Source organism: Comamonas kerstersii (assembly GCF_002056725.1).
Taxonomy (GTDB): Bacteria; Pseudomonadota; Gammaproteobacteria; order Burkholderiales; family Burkholderiaceae_C; genus Comamonas; species Comamonas kerstersii.
The window spans coordinates 1351214-1366946 of the sequence record NZ_CP020121.1 but is presented as its reverse complement, the minus strand read 5'-3'; the positions used below and the strand labels follow the sequence as shown (position 1 = coordinate 1366946).

Below are 15733 nucleotides of genomic sequence, written 5' to 3'. Positions count from 1 at the left end.
ACGACCCTTCATTGGTCTGCAAAAACCGCCTGCCACAAGGCCAGCACCGCATCCCGGTGGGTCGTGACCAGGGCTTCAGGGACCAGGCCGCTGCCCTCATCCAGACGCGATGTGTGCTGCATGCGGCGCAGTTCCCGATACGCCGATGCTGCCGCCTGGCCCACGCCCGCTGGCAGCAGACCCGCTTTTTCAGCACGCTGCAGCAGCGCAATATTGCCCAGATTGGCCACCAGCTCCGGATGCTGCGCAGACTGCGAGAGCACCAGGTACTGCACGACAAACTCGGCATCGAGCATGCCACCGCGGCTGTGCTTGACGTCAAACCAGTCTCCGCGCACGGGGTGTGCACTGCGCACGCGCTCACGCATGCTGACAATTTCCTGCTTGAGCGCCTGCGCATCACGTGGCGCGGTAATCACCGCCTCGCGCACGGTATCAAAGCGCTGGCGCAGGCTGTCGCTGCCCAGCACGAAGCGGGCGCGCGTCATGGCCTGGTGCTCCCAGGTCCATGCGGTATTACTGCCCCGCTGCTGCTGGTAGTTCGCATAGGACTTGAAGCTGGTCACCAGCAGGCCAGAGTTGCCGTTCGGTCGCAGGGCTGTATCGATTTCATAGAGATCACCCTCGCCCGTCTTCACCGTGAGCCAGTTGATGAGCTTGCGCACCCAGGCGGTGTAGATCTCAGGGGCGTTGTCATCCTCATCGTCAAAGATGAACACTATGTCCAGGTCGCTGCCATAGCCCAGCTCCTTGCCGCCCAGCTTGCCGTAGCCAATGATGCCGAACTGCGGATCTTCGCGGTGGCGCTGTTTCAGGCGCTGCCAGCACCACTGCGCTGTGACACGCAGCACGCTGTCAGCCAGCGCACTGAGATCATCCGCCACTTGCTCGACCGTGATCGCGCCTTCAATGTCACGCGCCAGGGTACGGAAGATTTCCGCGTGCTGTGCACGGCGCAGCAGATTCAGCAGGTTTTCGTCGTCGTCCTCACCCGTGCTTTCCAGTGCAGCCAAGCGCAGCGCCATTTCCTGCTCAAACGCGGCCGCGTCAAACCGCTCGCTAAACAGCTGGTCGCTGGCCAGCTCATCAATCACACCAGGGTGCTGCTGCAGATAGCGTGCAGGCCACTTGGCGGCACCAAGCAGATCCAGCAGGCGCTCATGCACGGCAGGGCGTTCCAGCAGCAGTGCCAGATAGCTTTCGCGGCGCAGCAGTGGCTCCAGCCAGTCAATAAAGCGCAGGGCAGCCGTGGCTTGCAGGCCATCTTGCTCCTGGCCCACGCGCTGCGCGGTGCGCTGCACCAGCCGGAACAGTCGGGCACGCGCTTCGTCGCGCAGACCTCGCACCTTGATGTTGTCACGCCAGCCCATGAGGCGTTCGGCCATCAGCGGTGGCAAATCCTCAATCAGTGTCTCCAGATCCGGTGCGCTGGCAGTCTGGGTGGCACGTGGCCCATTGCAGTTACCGCTAGGGCACTGGCCGGACTGGCTGCCACCCAGCAGGGTGTCAAACTCCTGCGCCACCAATTCGCGGTGTGCGTCCAGCTGCAGCAAAAAGCCACTGGCATCACTAAAGCCCATGGTGCTGGCGATCCACTCCAGGTCATCGTCACGCGTGGGCAGCACATGGGTCTGCTGATCGTCCAGGTACTGGATACGGTGCTCCACATTGCGCAAGAAGACATAGGCCTGCGCCAGCTGTTCGGCGGTTTCCGCAGGCATCAGGCTGGAGCGTGTCAGGCGCTGCAGCGCTTCCAGTGTGGGGCGGCAGCGCAGTTCTGGGAACTGGCCGCCACGCACTACCTGCAGCAGCTGCACGGTGAATTCGATTTCGCGAATACCACCGCGCGAGAGCTTCACATCATTGGCGCGCTCGGGGTGGCCCGCACTGCGACGCATGGCATGTTCGCGGATCTGCCGGTGCAGGCTGCGCAGTGACTCAAATACGCTGTAGTCCAGGTATTTGCGAAACACAAAGGGCAGAACCACATTGCGCAGCGCCTGCACATTGGGTGCACGTACGGCATCCAGCGGCGCCACCACTCGGCTCTTCAGCCAGGCAAAACGCTCCCATTCGCGGCCGTGGATCTGCAGATAGTCTTCCAGCGAAGACAGGCTGATGGCCGCTGGCCCAGAGTTGCCGTGGGGGCGCAACGCCAGATCCACACGGAAGACAAAGCCATGCTCCGTGGTGTCGCCAATCAGGTTGTAGATGGCCTTGACCGCCTTGGAAAAGTATTCATGGTTGCTGATCTTGCCGCGACCATCGGGCAGCCCCAGCGTCTCGCCTTCGTGCTCATAGACATAGATGAGGTCAATATCGCTGGAAACATTGAGCTCCCGCGCTCCCAGCTTGCCCATGCCAATGATCCACAGCGGCACTTCCTGGCCTTCAGGGCCGGCAGGTCTGCCGTGACGGGCGTCCAGCTCCTGGCGCACCTGGGCACAGGCGCGATCCAGCGCAAGCTCTGCCAGTTCCGTCACGCCACGCGTGACCGTGTGCAAATCGGCCTGGCGGGCACAATCGAGCGTCATCAGGCGCTCCATGACCAGCTGACGCACCACCCGCAACGCGGCAGACAGATCCCAGCCCTGCTCCTGCTGCAATCGCTGCAGCGCCTGCTCCATGGTGGCACGCACAGGAGCGCCGGGAGGCAAAACGTCCATGACATCGGCATAACGACGATGGAGGCGCTGCCAGAAACGCGAATGCGATGCGGCAAGAGAAGCCGTGGGCGCTGGAAGATGGTCTGCGATCTGCATGCTTGGCACTTTGGGGTACAAGTTCACAGGTTCTCCGCGCCGTTACACCTTGTGTCCTGCACCGCAAAAAGCCGACAGGGGATAATCCCATCGCCTGTGAACCTTTGAATGATCGATCCGAGTCCCCTGCCATCCCGCCTGTTGCACGTTTTTTCCCATGTGGCCCGCTGGTCACTGGGGCTGGTGCTGGCTTTCTGGCTCTTGCTTGCCACAGCCTGGGGGACTCTCCATGGATTCATTGTGCCGCGAATTACAGAGTGGCGCGCAGAAATCGAAGGCTTGGCGACGCAGGCGCTGGGGGCTCCCGTTCGCATTGACGCCATCTCGGCACAGTCTGACGGCATTTTCCCCACCATACACCTCTCTGGCGTCAGCATTCTGGATGCGCAGGGCAGGCCAGCACTGCAGCTGCAAAGCGTGATTGCTACAGTTTCTGCACGTTCCTTGCTGCGCCGCGGTCTGGAGCAGCTCTACATTGATGCCCCCACCCTTGACATCCGACGCTTGCGCAATGGCCACTGGCAAGTTGCTGGCATAGACCTCATGCAAGGCAGTTCCTCAGACAGCTCTGCACTGGCATGGCTGCTGGAGTTGCCAGAGCTGGTGATACGTCAAGGCCATGTGCATTTCACGGATGAGCTGCGCGCCCCTGATGCCGTGCAGTTGCGCGATGTCGATATCGTGCTGCGCAACCGCCACTGGAGCCATGTGCTGCGCATCGATGCTACGCCTGCCGCAGGAGACAGCGAGCGCATACAGCTGATCGGCGCCTTCCGCCAGCCCTTGCTACCCTCTTCACTAGCCCCCTGGGAACGATGGAGTGGCCAGTGGTATGCCAGCCTGCAGCTGCAGCAAGTCCCCACCCTGCCCTGGCCCCAGGCCTGGGGCATACAGACACTGGATGGCATGGGCCACGTGCGTGCCTGGCTGGATGTGGAAGATGGGCAGCCCATAGGCATCACCACCGACCTGGCTCTGGGCCATGCACGCGTGGACTGGCTGGATCCAGACATTCCTCCCTTGGAACTGCAGCAGCTGCAAGGGCGTCTGGAAGGCCGCTGGCAGCCACACAGCTGGAGTGTGCAAGCCCAGGACTTGGGCTTTCGCGCTGCCAACGGTCGGCTCTGGCCACGCAGCAGCTGGTCGGTCAGCGCGGTGGGCAGCGTCTCTGCGCCCGACAGCACCCAGCTTGAACTGCAGCAGGCCGATCTTTCTGTGGCCAGTGATGTGGTGCAGTCCCTGCCTGTCCCGACCTTTATCCGCGAGGCTGCCGCGCGCTGGCAACCACACGGCACCCTGCACAAGCTGCAGCTCAAATGGCTGGCATCCGGCACATATCAGGTCAACGGACAGGTGGCAGCACTGGCGCTGCAGCCACAAACTGCCGCAGAAGGCCCAGGGATTCCTGGCTTCGAAGGCCTGGATACGGCCTTCGAGTTCAGCAACACTGGGGGAAAAGCTGCCCTGGGCATGCGCGATGGTGTGCTGCACTTTCCCGGTGTTTTTGAAGAACCCGCCATCCCCTTCCAGCAGCTGCAGGCACAGCTGCAGTGGCAGATCCAGGGCGACCACGTCAAGGTAGAAGTTCCCAAGGCCAGCTTTGCCAATGCGGATGCACAGGGCGTGATGCAGGGCTTCTGGCACACCGGCGATACGGCATCTGAGCGCTTTCCCGGCTATCTCCAGCTCAATGGCCAGCTTGCTCGCGCCAATGGCGCACGGGTCTACCGTTACCTGCCTCTCGAAATTCCGGAAATGGCGCGTCACTATGTGCGTGACAGCATCAGGCAAGGTGAAGGACGCCAGGTGGAGTTTGAAGTCAAGGGGCTGCTGCGCGACATGCCTTTTGATCAGCCGGGCACCGGGCGCTTCTACATCAAGGCGCCTGTGAGCCATGTGGTCTATGACTTCGCGCCTGCGACACTGGTGGACACGGGCACAGCACCTGCCTGGCCCATGCTGACCGACCTCAGCGGCACCCTGGTCTTTGAAGGAGCCTCCATGCAGGTCCAGCAGGCCAGCACAGGCTTTGCCGGGCACCAGGGCCTGCGCATGGAGACGGTGTCAGCCCATATTCCCGATCTGCAGCATCCACGCCTCACGGTCAAGGCAGCTGGCCACCCGGATCTGGGGGCTGCCTTGCAGTTCGTGCGTCACTCTCCGCTGACTGCACTGACCGAACATGCGCTGGATGCTGCACAGGCCAAGGGGAGTGTGCAACTGGCGTTTGACCTGGAGCTCCCTATCGAACAGCTGGAGCACAGCAAGGTGCGCGGCCATGTGGGCTTTGCGCACAATGCACTGCAATTTCGCCCGGAAGCACCTCTGGTCCAGCAGCTCCAAGGCAGCGTGCAATTTCACGAACAGGGCTTCAGCCTGCATGAGGTGAAAGGCCAGACCCTGGGCGGAAGCTTTCGCATGCATGGCGGCATGCCTGACCTGCAGGCCGGGGTGCAGCTGAAGGCCGAAGGCGTAGCCACCGCAGAAGGACTGCAAAACGACCGTGCCGTGCCGCTGGTTGCACAGATTGCCCGCCATGCCAGCGGCCAAAGCAGGTACCAGCTGGACATCACCGCCGATGCACAGGGTCAGCGCATTGCCGTGCACTCCGATCTGCAGGGCATGGCCCTGAAGCTGCCCGCCCCCTTGCAGAAAGACAGCGACGAAACGCTGGATCTGCGCGTTACCCAGACACTGAGCCCGGCGCACATGCACAGCCTGCAGGTGGATGTAGCAGGACGTGGTGAAGTGCGCTACACGCTGGACACTTCCAGCGCCACCAGCCAAGTCGTAAATGGCTATATCGCGGTGGGTCAGGTGCCACCAGCTCCCCCGAAACAAGACTCCGTGCTGGCAGATATACGCCTGCCTGAGCTGGACCTCGATGCCTGGCAGCAGGTGCTGCAAACCGAACCAGCGACGGGCCATGCAGACAGCCGCACACCTGCAGATGTGCAGATGTGGCTGCCCCGGCAACTGCACATCGATGTGGGCCGTCTGATCCTGCGCGGCAGAGAGCTGCAGGACGTGCATGCAGAACTCACCCATGCGGAGCAGCGCTGGCGCGGCAAGCTCAGCGGCAAGCACTTTGCGGGCACGGTCGAATATCGCGAGCCTGATGCAGAGGACACAGCGGGCCATCTGTTTGCACGGTTTTCGCGCCTGGCTATCCCGCAGTCTGAAGCCAGTCAGCTTGACACGCTGGCGCAAACCACCGCGGAAGCAGAGCCTGAGTCTTTGCCCGCACTGGATATCGAAGTCGAGCAGCTGGAAATTGCAGGCAAACAGCTGGGCACACTCCAGCTCAAGGCGCGCAATCACGCCGGCCCTTTTGGCCGGGACTGGACACTCGAGCAATTTGATCTGAACACCCCCGAAGCACTGTGGCGCGCCCATGGCATGTGGGGCATAGCCTCACAACAGGCCGCGCCAACGACACAGCTGGGCTTTATGCTGGAGCTGCACAACGCCGGACAGCTGCTGGAGCGCTTTGACATGCCAGGGGTGGTGCGCAATGGCCAAGGTCGTCTCAATGGTCAGATCAGCTGGCAGGGTTCACCGCTGACTCCGCAATGGGACAGCATGGATGGCAATGTGCACATGCAAGTCGACAAGGGGCAGTTTCTCAAGGTAGAACCTGGCATGGGCAAGCTGCTGAGCGTGCTGAGCCTGCAGTCGCTGAGCCGCCGCATCACTCTGGATTTCCGCGATGTGTTCAGCCAGGGCTTTGCTTTTGATTACGTGCGCGGCGATGTACACATTGCGGACGGCGTGGCACGCACCAGCAACCTGGAAATGACAGGTCTGAATGCCGCCGTGTTCATGGCAGGCACTGCCAGCCTGGTGGATGAGACGCAGAATCTGCAGGTCGTCGTTGTTCCAGAGATCAATGCCATGACCGCCTCGCTGGCCGCCACGGCCATCAACCCTGTGGTGGGCGTAGGCAGTTTTCTGGCCCAGATGTTCCTGCGTGGCCCGCTGATGGAAGCCGCCACCCGCACATTCCAAGTCACCGGCACATGGGCTGAGCCCGTGGTGGAACCTGTACGCAACCAGGCAGCGGCACCCACCCTGCCCGCCAAGGAGTGAGTCATGAAAGTTGCTGTCTTGCAAATGGTCTCAACCCCTGATGTTCAGGAGAACCTGGCCAGTGCCGAAGCACTGGTCACAGAGGCTGCGGCACAGGGCGCAGAACTGCTGGTACTGCCCGAATATTTCTGCGGCATGGGCATGCAGGATAAGGACAAGCTGGCCTGGGCAGAAGCGCGTGGCGATGGGCCCATTCAGGCCGCGCTGTCGCGCTGGGCCAAGACCCATGGTGTCTGGCTGGCAGGGGGCACCGTCCCGATTCAAACGGACACTCCGCATCGCGTACACAACACCTGCATGCTGTTCAGCCCCGAAGGTGCGTGCACGGCGCAGTACGACAAGATCCACCTGTTTCGCTTCAGCACGCCGAAAGAACATTACGATGAATCCGTGGTCATTGCGCCAGGCGCGCAGCCTGTGGTGGCACAGGTGCAGGACCGCAGCGGACACACCTGGACTGTGGGACTGAGCATATGCTATGACCTGAGATTTCCCGAGCTATACCGCATGTACACTGCGCTAGGAGCTCATATTCTGATAGCTCCAGCAGCCTTTACCTACACCACAGGACAGGCCCACTGGGAGCTGCTGCTGCGTGCACGCGCCGTAGAAAACCAGTGCTGGATGCTGGCAGCTGCACAAGGCGGCCAGCACGTCAATGGCCGCCAGACCTGGGGACACAGCATGGTGGTTGATCCCTGGGGGCAAGTGGTCGCAGAGCAGACAGCTGCTGGGATGGGCATTCGTTATGCAGTGCTGGACACTGCACTCTTGCAGCAGGTGCGCCAGCGCCTGCCTGCGCTGGAACACCGTTGTTTGTAAATCCGCTTCAACCTTGGCCCTGGCAGCGCTGGCACAGCGCCTGGCGCAGGTGGTCTTTGTGGACGCTGCTGGTCGTCCTGGTCGTTGCCATGCTCATCATCATGGTATGGCTGGCTGGGCGCTATGAAGCGTCGCAGGTGCAGGACAAGCTCGACCGCGACACCGCACAGGCCGTGGTCGAAATCCGCGCGGGACTGAATCGCAACCTGCAGGACATGCAGGCCGTCAACGCGCTGCACGCCACCCCGGAAGAATGGAGCGTACGCGTGGCCGAGATGCTGCAGGTACGCCGTGAGCTGCTGCGCATTGAATGGCGTGACGCACACATGCGCATCCTGCGCGCCGCCCAGAGCCCTTACCGCTCGGTGGACTGGGAAGACGCCTCGCGCGAAGAGTCCTTCAGCAATGCGATCGCCGCCTGCTCCAACGCCAAGCGCACCAGCAGCCCTGCCTATTCCCCCAGCTACTTCCAGCTGCTCAATGACTCCACCGGCGCCGAGCTCATGGAGGTCTGTCTGCCCCAGCTCGAAGCTGGGCAGCTCAAAGGCTTCATGGTGGGCACATATTCGCTGCACAACATCCTGCAGACCCAGCTGAGCAAGAGCCTTACGCAAAGCCAGGAAGTCTCCTTCACCGAGCCTGATGGCACACGCCTGGCTCTGGTGGGTGCCGCATGGCGTGGCTCCCGCGTATTCACCTCCCAACAGCTGCTGGACCTGCCCGGCAACACCATGGTGCTGCGCATGGACAGCTGGCACCGCGCCCCCAGCGTCTTTCCGAATGTGCTGACGGCCTTGGTGACCGGCATGGCGATTGCGCTGGTGTCCGTGCTCATCGTGCTGGTGCGTGACAACCGCCGCCGTCTGCGTGCAGAGCGTGACCTGGGCGATGCCCTGGCCTTTCGCAAGGCCATGGAAGACTCCCTCATCACCGGCCTGCGCGCACGCGACCTGCAAGGCCGCATCAGCTATGTGAACCCCGCCTTCTGTGCCATGGTAGGCTTCAGCGCCGAAGAGCTGCTGGGCCAGAGCTTTGCCCCATACTGGCCCCCTGAGCTGGCGGAAGAATATGTGAAGCGCCAGGCCAAGCGCCTGGCAGGTGCGATTCCTGCCGCCCGCGAAGGCCATGAGTCGGTCTTCATGCGCAAGGACGGTACGCGCTTTCCCGTGCTGATCTTTGAAGCACCGCTGATCAATGCCCAGGGCCAGCAGACAGGCTGGATGAGTGCCTTTGTGGACATCACCGAGCAGCGCCGCATGGAAGAGCTGTCCCGCGCCTCACAGGAACGCCTGCAGGCCACGGCACGTCTGGCCACCGTCGGCGAAATGGCCTCCCTGCTCAGCCACGAGCTGACGCAGCCACTGATGGCCATGTCGAGCTATGCCAATGGCTCACTCAACATGCTCCAGAACGATGGTGACCTCCGCCTGCTGGATGCCGACACCCTGCGCCAGCGCCTGCAGGACCTGCAATCGGCCATGCAGCGCATAGCGTTTCAGGCAGACCGCGCGGGCAAGGTCATCAAGAGCGTGCGTGATTTTGTGCGCCGTCGCAGCCGTGCCCACGAAAGCATTACGGCACAGGAGCTGCTGGATGCCGTGCTGCCGCTGGTGCGCCTGCAGGCCAGTAAATCCGGGGTGCTGCTGGATATTTCCATCGAGCCACGCCTGCCTCCGGTGCTGTGCGATGTCACCATGATCGAGCAAGTGCTACTCAATCTGGCGCGTAATGCCATGCAGGCCATGGAAAATATGGCCCCTGGCCTGCGCAAGCTGTCCATCTCCGCACAGTGGGATGAGAGCGCTTCACGCGTGGCCTTTTCTGTCATGGACCAGGGCAGCGGTATTCCTCCGGAAGTGGCAGAGCAGTTGTTCACGCCATTTTTCACCACCAAACACGAAGGCATGGGTCTGGGTTTGAGCATGTGCCGCACGGTGCTGGAGCAGCATGGTGGAGAATTGCGCTATCGCAGCAATATTCCGCACGGGACGGTATTTACCTTCAGCCTTCCCGTGCAAAACGACTGAGAGATTTGAGCTGAGCTTATGGAACCAGTGACCAATGCCACGGTATATGTCGTGGATGACGATGCAGATGTACGCGACGCCCTGGCGTGGCTACTGCGCTCACGCCGTCTGTACAGTGAAAGCTTTGCTTCGGCCGAAGACTTTCTGAAGATGGTGGAAGAGCGCGCCCTGCCCAGACAGCCGCAATGTCTGCTGCTGGACGTGCGCATGACCGGCATGACAGGTCTGGCGCTGTTTGACCTGCTCAAACAACGTGACGGCTTCATCCAGACGGTGCCTGTGATTTTCCTGACCGGCCATGCCGATGTGCCCACGGCCGTGCAGACTGTTAAACAGGGCGCTTTCGACTTCTGTGAAAAACCGTTTTCCGACAATGTGCTGGTAGACCGCATCGAGCAGGCCCTGCAGCAATCTGCGGTCTACCTGGAAGAAACCGCCCACCGCCATGCCTTGCTCAGCCGCCTGGCCGATCTGACCGAGCGCGAAAAAGGCGTGATGAAGCTGGTAGTGGAAGGCGTGCCCAACAAGCTGATTGCCGACCAGCTGGACATCAGCGTGCGCACTGTGGAAGTGCACCGTGCACGGGTGTTTGACAAGATGCAGGTCAAATCCGCCGTCGAACTGGCCAACGTGCTTCGAGCTCACGGCCAGCTCCCCCAGTAAAAAAGGCAGCTTCGCTGCCTTTTTTGTTGTCTGCCTCAGTCCTTGGGGTCCACAGCGGCAATGATGCCGCCGCCCAGACACACGTCCCCGTCATACAGCACAGCAGACTGCCCTGGCGTCACCGCCCATTGGGCTTCCGGAAAGTCCAGACGGAAGTGGGTGTTGCTGGCCTCGCTGCCGATGATGGCGGGTGAATCGGGCTGGCGATAGCGTGTCTTGGAACCATAGGTACCAGGCGCTGGTGGATGACCCGCCACCCAGCTGGCGCTATCAGCATCCAGACGGTGCGACAGCAGCATGGGGTGGTCATGGCCCTGCACCACGCGCAGCACGTTCTTGTCCATTTCCTTGGCTGCCACAAACCAGGGCTGGTGATCGCCCGCACCACGTGCAGCGCCCTTTTCCTTGACCCCGCCAATACCCAGACCAGAACGCTGGCCCAGGGTGTAGAAGCTCAGGCCCACGTGCTTGCCCAGACGGCGACCACGGTCGTCCAGAATCCAGCCAGGTTCCTTGCTGATATAGCGGTTCAGAAACTCGCGGAAAGGGCGCTCACCGATGAAGCAGATGCCTGTTGAGTCTTTTTTCTTGGCGTTGGGCAGGCCGATTTCTTCGGCAATGCGGCGCACCTCGGTCTTGCACAACTCGCCCACGGGGAACATGGCCTTGGACAGCTGTGCCTGATTCAGGCGGTGCAGAAAGTAGCTCTGGTCCTTGGTGTTGTCCACGCCCTTGAGCAGCTCGAACAGACCGGTGCTTTCGTTCTGGCGCACGCGCGCGTAATGGCCCGTGGCAATCTTCTCTGCCCCCAGGCGCATGGCGTGGTCCAGAAAGGCCTTGAACTTGATCTCGGCATTGCACAGCACGTCCGGGTTGGGCGTGCGGCCTGCCTGGTATTCGCGCAGAAACTCGGCAAACACGCGGTCTTTGTAGTCCGCAGCAAAGTTCACATGCTCGATTTCAATACCGATCACATCGGCCACGCTGGCGGCATCCAGAAAGTCCTGACGGCTGGAGCAGAACTCGCTGTCGTCATCATCTTCCCAGTTCTTCATGAAGATGCCGACCACATCATGGCCCTGCTTTTTGAGCAAATACGCAGTAACTGCGGAATCTACGCCGCCGGACAGGCCAACGACTACACGGTGCTTGGTCATAGCGAAATTATGGCTGTGCGCCCGCAGCGGCGTGCGGGCGCGGTTTTGGCGGCAGTATCAGGCGTGTGCTTCGTCGTCGTTGCTCAGTGCCTGCACGATCTGGCGATTGCTGTAGTCTGAGGAGCGCTGGTACAGCGACAGACCAAACAGCGGCATCACGCCAATCAGGTGGTCAAAAATCTCGCCCTGAATACCTTCGTATTCCACCCAGACCGTCGTGGCGGTATAGCAGTACAGCTGCAGCGGAATACCCGTGGGGGAGGGCTCCAGCGTCCGCGCCAGCAGGAACATGCCTGGCGCCTTGGAGATACGGGGGTGTGCCATCAGATAGGCATAGGCGTAGGCCTTGAAGGCAGCCAGATTGGTCACCATGTCAGGCGCAATCGCCTGTGTGGGCATGGCGTTGGCGGCAGCATCAGGCTGCGCCAGCAGCCCATCGCGCTCGCTCCAGTAGTCCTTGAGCAAGGCAATGCCGGAGAGCGTCTGACGCTCCTGCGCTGTCAGCAGGTGTACGGTCGCAGCGTCAATATGAATTGCACGCAGAATGCGGCGGCCGCCAGAATTGAACATGCCACGCCAGTTCTTGAAGCTGTCGCTCATCAGCTTCCAGGTCGGGATGGTCGTGATCGTCTTGTCCCAGTTCTGCACCTTCACGGTGTTGAGCGCAATATCCACCACAAAACCATCAGCACCGACCTGTGGCATTTCAATCCAGTCGCCCACACGCAGCATGTCGTTAGATGCAATCTGCACCCCTGCCACAAAAGACAGAATGGTGTCCTTGAACACCAGCATCAGCACGGCCGACATGGCACCCAGACCCGAGAGCAGCAGCAAGGGCGAGCGGTTGAGCAGCGATGCCGTAATCAGCAGCGCACCCACGATATAGGCAATCAGTTTGCCCAGCTGCACGTAGCTTTTGATGGAGTTGGTCTGCGTAATCTTGGGGCCATCATGGCGGTCATGGGCCTCATTGATTTCCTCCAGCAGCGTGGCCAGCACACGGACCACGTGGAATACGGTCAGTGCAGTCGCCACATTCACAATGCCTACAGACACATCCTGCGGCAGCTCCTGCACCCAGCGCGTCCCGAGCTGAAAGACCAGCGACGGCACAATCTTTGCCATGCGCGAGAGCACATGGTCGTGCATCAGAATCGGTGCCCAGCCAGAAGCAGGCATGGCGCTGCGCCATACGCGCACAAAATGCATCAGCGTCAGGTGCACAGCAAAACGCAGCACCAAGGCCAGCAAGGCCAGCAGCAGCAGGCCTGTCGTAGCCTTGGCCCAGGGGGCCATATCGGCGTAAAAAGCAATCGCAGTTAAATCCACAGCAATCCACCTCCGTGGGTTTGCGGCCCCACGAATGACAAGTATCAGGAGAGAGAAGCGCACAGACAGGCCGCAAACACCGGGGCGTCCGTGTACGCACATGGGAAAGCGCGCAAGCGCCTAAAATCCAGTCGAAGCAGTATTTTGACTGCACAACCGATCTACCAGCTCCATGCAAGACAAATACAACCACATTGAGGTCGAGCGCGCCGCGCAAGACCACTGGTCTGCCGCCGATGCCTATCGCGTGGTCGAAGACGCCAGCAAGCCCAAGTTCTACGCCTGCTCCATGCTGCCCTACCCTTCCGGCAAGCTGCACATGGGCCACGTGCGCAACTACACCATCAATGACATGCTCACGCGCCAGCTGCGCATGAAGGGCTACAACGTCTTGATGCCCATGGGCTGGGATGCCTTCGGCCTGCCTGCTGAAAACGCCGCGCTCAAGAACAAGGTGCCGCCAGCCAAGTGGACGTATGAAAACATCGCCTACATGAAAAAGCAGATGCAGGCGATGGGTCTGGCCATTGACTGGAGCCGTGAAGTGGCCACCTGTGACCCTGACTACTACAAGTGGAACCAGTGGCTGTTCCTGAAAATGCTGGAAAAGGGCATTGCCTACCGCAAGACCCAGGTCGTGAACTGGGACCCGGTCGACCAGACTGTGCTGGCCAATGAGCAGGTGATTGACGGCCGCGGCTGGCGCACCGGCGCACTGGTGGAAAAGCGCGAAATCCCTGGCTACTACCTGAAGATCACCGACTACGCCCAGGAGCTGCTGGACCACGTACAGGTGGGCAACGACAAGGCCACCCTGAACGGCTGGCCCGAAAAAGTGCGCCTGATGCAGGAAAACTGGATCGGCAAGTCTGCCGGTGTGCGCTTTGCGTTCACCCACGCCATCAAGAATGCCCAAGGCGACCTGATCGGCGACGGCAAGATGTATGTGTTCACCACCCGTGCCGACACCATCATGGGCGTGACCTTCTGCGCCGTGGCTGCCGAGCACCCCCTGGCCCAGCACGCTGCGGCCTCCAACCCCAAGCTGGCGGCCTTCATTGAAGAGTGCAAGAAGGGCGGCACGACCGAAGCCGAACTGGCCCTGAAGGAAAAAGAGGGCATGCCTACGGGCCTGTTCGTCACCCACCCCCTGACCGGCGCACAGGTCGAAGTCTGGGTGGGCAACTATGTGCTGATGAGCTATGGCGACGGCGCTGTGATGGGCGTGCCAGCCCACGACGAACGCGATTTTGCCTTTGCCAAGAAGTACAACCTGCCCATCAAGCAAGTCGTGGCTGTGGAAGGTGCTTCCTTCTCCACCGATGCATGGCAGGAGTGGTATGGCGACAAGCAAAAGTGCATGTGCGTCAACTCGGGCGAGCTCGACGGTCTGACCCACAGCCAGGCGGTGGACAAGGTGGCCGAGCTGCTGTCTGCCAAGGGCCTGGGCGAGAAAAAGACCACCTGGCGCCTGCGCGACTGGGGCATCAGCCGCCAGCGCTACTGGGGCACCCCCATCCCTATCATCCACTGCGCAGACTGCGGCCCTCAGCCCGTGCCTGAAAAGGACCTGCCCGTGGTGCTGCCGCAGGACCTGGTACCTGATGGATCGGGCAACCCGTTGGTAAAAAGTGAAGCATTCCACGCAGGCGTGGTGTGCCCTTGCTGCGGAAAACCTGCGCGCCGCGAAACCGACACCATGGACACTTTTGTGGACTCGTCCTGGTACTTCATGCGCTATTGCGACGCCAAGAACAGCGAGCAGATGGTGGCCGACGGTGCCAAGTACTGGATGCCCATGGACCAGTACATCGGCGGCGTGGAGCACGCCATCCTGCACCTGCTGTACGCACGCTTCTGGACCAAGGTCATGCGCGACCTGGGCCTGCTGCAGGTGGACGAGCCTTTCACCAAGCTGCTCACACAAGGCATGGTGCTCAACCACATCTACAGCCGCCGCACCGCCAAGGGTGGCAAGGAATACTTCTGGCCTAAGGATGTAGAGCACGTCCATGACGAGGCCGGCAAGATCATCGGCGCCAAGCTGAAGGTGGAAGTGGAAAGCGCTGATGGCCTGCTGCCCGTAGGTACAGCCATTGACTACGAGGGCGTGGGCACCATGTCCAAGTCCAAGAACAATGGCGTAGACCCTCAGGACCTGATCGAAAAGTACGGCGCCGACACCGCACGCCTGTACACCATGTTCACCGCGCCGCCCGAGTTGACGCTGGAGTGGAACGAAGCCGCCGTGGAAGGCAGCTACCGCTTCCTGCGCCGCGTCTACAACTTCGGTCACAAGCTGCTGGGCATCAACTACACGCCCGCCATCATGCTGGCACTGGGCCTGGACAGCCTCGATGATGTGGAGTTCGGCAAGGACGCCAAGGCCCTGCGCCTGGAAATCCACACCGTGCTCAAGCAGATCGACTACGACTACCAGCGCATGCAGTACAACACCGTGGTCTCTGGCGCGATGAAGATCATCAACGCGCTGGAAGGCTTCAAGGGTGGTGAGACTGCCGATGGCCAGATCGCCATGATCGAAGGCTTTGGCATTTTGCTGCGCGTGCTCTACCCGGCCACCCCCCACATCACCCATGTGCTGTGGAAGGAGCTGGGCTACGCCAACAAGCAGGGCGACATTCTGGATGCCGCATGGCCCCAGGTGGATCCCAAGGCCCTGGTGCAGGACGAGCTGGAGCTGGTGCTGCAGGTCAACGGCAAGCTGCGTGGTTCCATCCGCGTGCCTGCCGGTGCCGACAAGGCCCAGATTGAAGCGGCCGCCCTGGCCAACGAAGATGCCCAGAAGTTCATCAACGGCGCGACACCCAAGAAGGTCGTGGTCGTTCCTGGCCGTCTGGTCAACATCGTCGTCTAAGCC

8 protein-coding genes are annotated in these 15733 nt (G+C 61.2%); 5 read left to right on the top strand and 3 right to left on the bottom strand.

Annotated features, from left to right (window positions below; genetic code table 11):
- Nucleotides 1-8: 8 nt before the first annotated feature.
- On the bottom strand, nucleotides 9-2762 hold the full coding sequence (gene glnE, locus B5M06_RS06365; RefSeq protein WP_054065423.1) for a bifunctional [glutamate--ammonia ligase]-adenylyl-L-tyrosine phosphorylase/[glutamate--ammonia-ligase] adenylyltransferase: 2754 nt from the start codon (nucleotides 2760-2762) through the stop codon (nucleotides 9-11).
- Nucleotides 2763-2870: 108 nt separating this feature from the next.
- On the opposite strand from glnE, the gene B5M06_RS06360 reads away from it, so the two are divergent.
- The 4 genes from B5M06_RS06360 (at nucleotide 2871) to B5M06_RS06345 (ending at nucleotide 10363) form a co-directional block, all read left to right on the top strand.
- Nucleotides 2871-6851: a YhdP family protein gene (locus B5M06_RS06360; protein ID WP_077344364.1), complete on the top strand. Its 3981-nt coding sequence runs from the start codon at nucleotides 2871-2873 to the stop codon at nucleotides 6849-6851.
- 3 nt (nucleotides 6852-6854) lie between these two features.
- Nucleotides 6855-7673 carry a carbon-nitrogen hydrolase family protein gene (locus tag B5M06_RS06355; protein WP_054065421.1) on the top strand — a complete coding sequence of 273 codons (819 nt, stop codon included), beginning with the start codon at nucleotides 6855-6857 and terminating at the stop codon, nucleotides 7671-7673.
- Nucleotides 7674-7762: 89 nt separating this feature from the next.
- Nucleotides 7763-9700: a sensor histidine kinase gene (locus tag B5M06_RS06350; protein ID WP_077344386.1), complete on the top strand. Its 1938-nt coding sequence runs from the start codon at nucleotides 7763-7765 to the stop codon at nucleotides 9698-9700.
- A gap of 18 nt (nucleotides 9701-9718) precedes the next feature.
- Nucleotides 9719-10363, top strand: a complete 645-nt coding sequence (locus B5M06_RS06345) for a response regulator transcription factor (RefSeq protein WP_054065419.1) — start codon at nucleotides 9719-9721, stop codon at nucleotides 10361-10363.
- A 35-nt stretch (nucleotides 10364-10398) separates the two neighbouring features.
- Here B5M06_RS06345 and mnmA read toward each other — a convergent pair whose 3' ends face one another.
- Together mnmA and B5M06_RS06335 are read right to left on the bottom strand one after the other, a co-directional pair.
- On the bottom strand, nucleotides 10399-11520 hold the full coding sequence (gene mnmA, locus B5M06_RS06340; protein WP_054065418.1) for a tRNA 2-thiouridine(34) synthase MnmA: 1122 nt from the start codon (nucleotides 11518-11520) through the stop codon (nucleotides 10399-10401).
- Nucleotides 11521-11577: 57 nt separating this feature from the next.
- Nucleotides 11578-12819, bottom strand: coding sequence for a mechanosensitive ion channel family protein (locus B5M06_RS06335; RefSeq protein WP_054065417.1), 1242 nt, complete (start codon nucleotides 12817-12819; stop codon nucleotides 11578-11580).
- Nucleotides 12820-13024: 205 nt separating this feature from the next.
- Here B5M06_RS06335 and leuS point away from each other — a divergent pair, with 205 nt between their 5' ends.
- On the top strand, nucleotides 13025-15730 hold the full coding sequence (leuS, locus tag B5M06_RS06330) for a leucine--tRNA ligase (RefSeq protein WP_054065416.1): 2706 nt from the start codon (nucleotides 13025-13027) through the stop codon (nucleotides 15728-15730).
- Nucleotides 15731-15733: the final 3 nt, after the last annotated feature.

Excerpts from the sequence above, each read along its gene's own strand:
- glnE (WP_054065423.1), bottom strand. The coding sequence starts at position 2,762 with ATGCAGATCGCAGACCATCTTCCAGCGCCCACGGCTTCTCTTGCCGCA.
- mnmA (WP_054065418.1), bottom strand. The coding sequence starts at position 11,520 with ATGACCAAGCACCGTGTAGTCGTTGGCCTGTCCGGCGGCGTAGATTCC.
- leuS (WP_054065416.1), top strand. The coding sequence starts at position 13,025 with ATGCAAGACAAATACAACCACATTGAGGTCGAGCGCGCCGCGCAAGAC.
- B5M06_RS06360 (WP_077344364.1), top strand. The coding sequence starts at position 2,871 with ATGATCGATCCGAGTCCCCTGCCATCCCGCCTGTTGCACGTTTTTTCC.
- B5M06_RS06355 (WP_054065421.1), top strand. The coding sequence starts at position 6,855 with ATGAAAGTTGCTGTCTTGCAAATGGTCTCAACCCCTGATGTTCAGGAG.
- B5M06_RS06345 (WP_054065419.1), top strand. The coding sequence starts at position 9,719 with ATGGAACCAGTGACCAATGCCACGGTATATGTCGTGGATGACGATGCA.
- B5M06_RS06335 (WP_054065417.1), bottom strand. The coding sequence starts at position 12,819 with ATGGCCCCCTGGGCCAAGGCTACGACAGGCCTGCTGCTGCTGGCCTTG.
- B5M06_RS06350 (WP_077344386.1), top strand. The coding sequence starts at position 7,763 with ATGCTCATCATCATGGTATGGCTGGCTGGGCGCTATGAAGCGTCGCAG.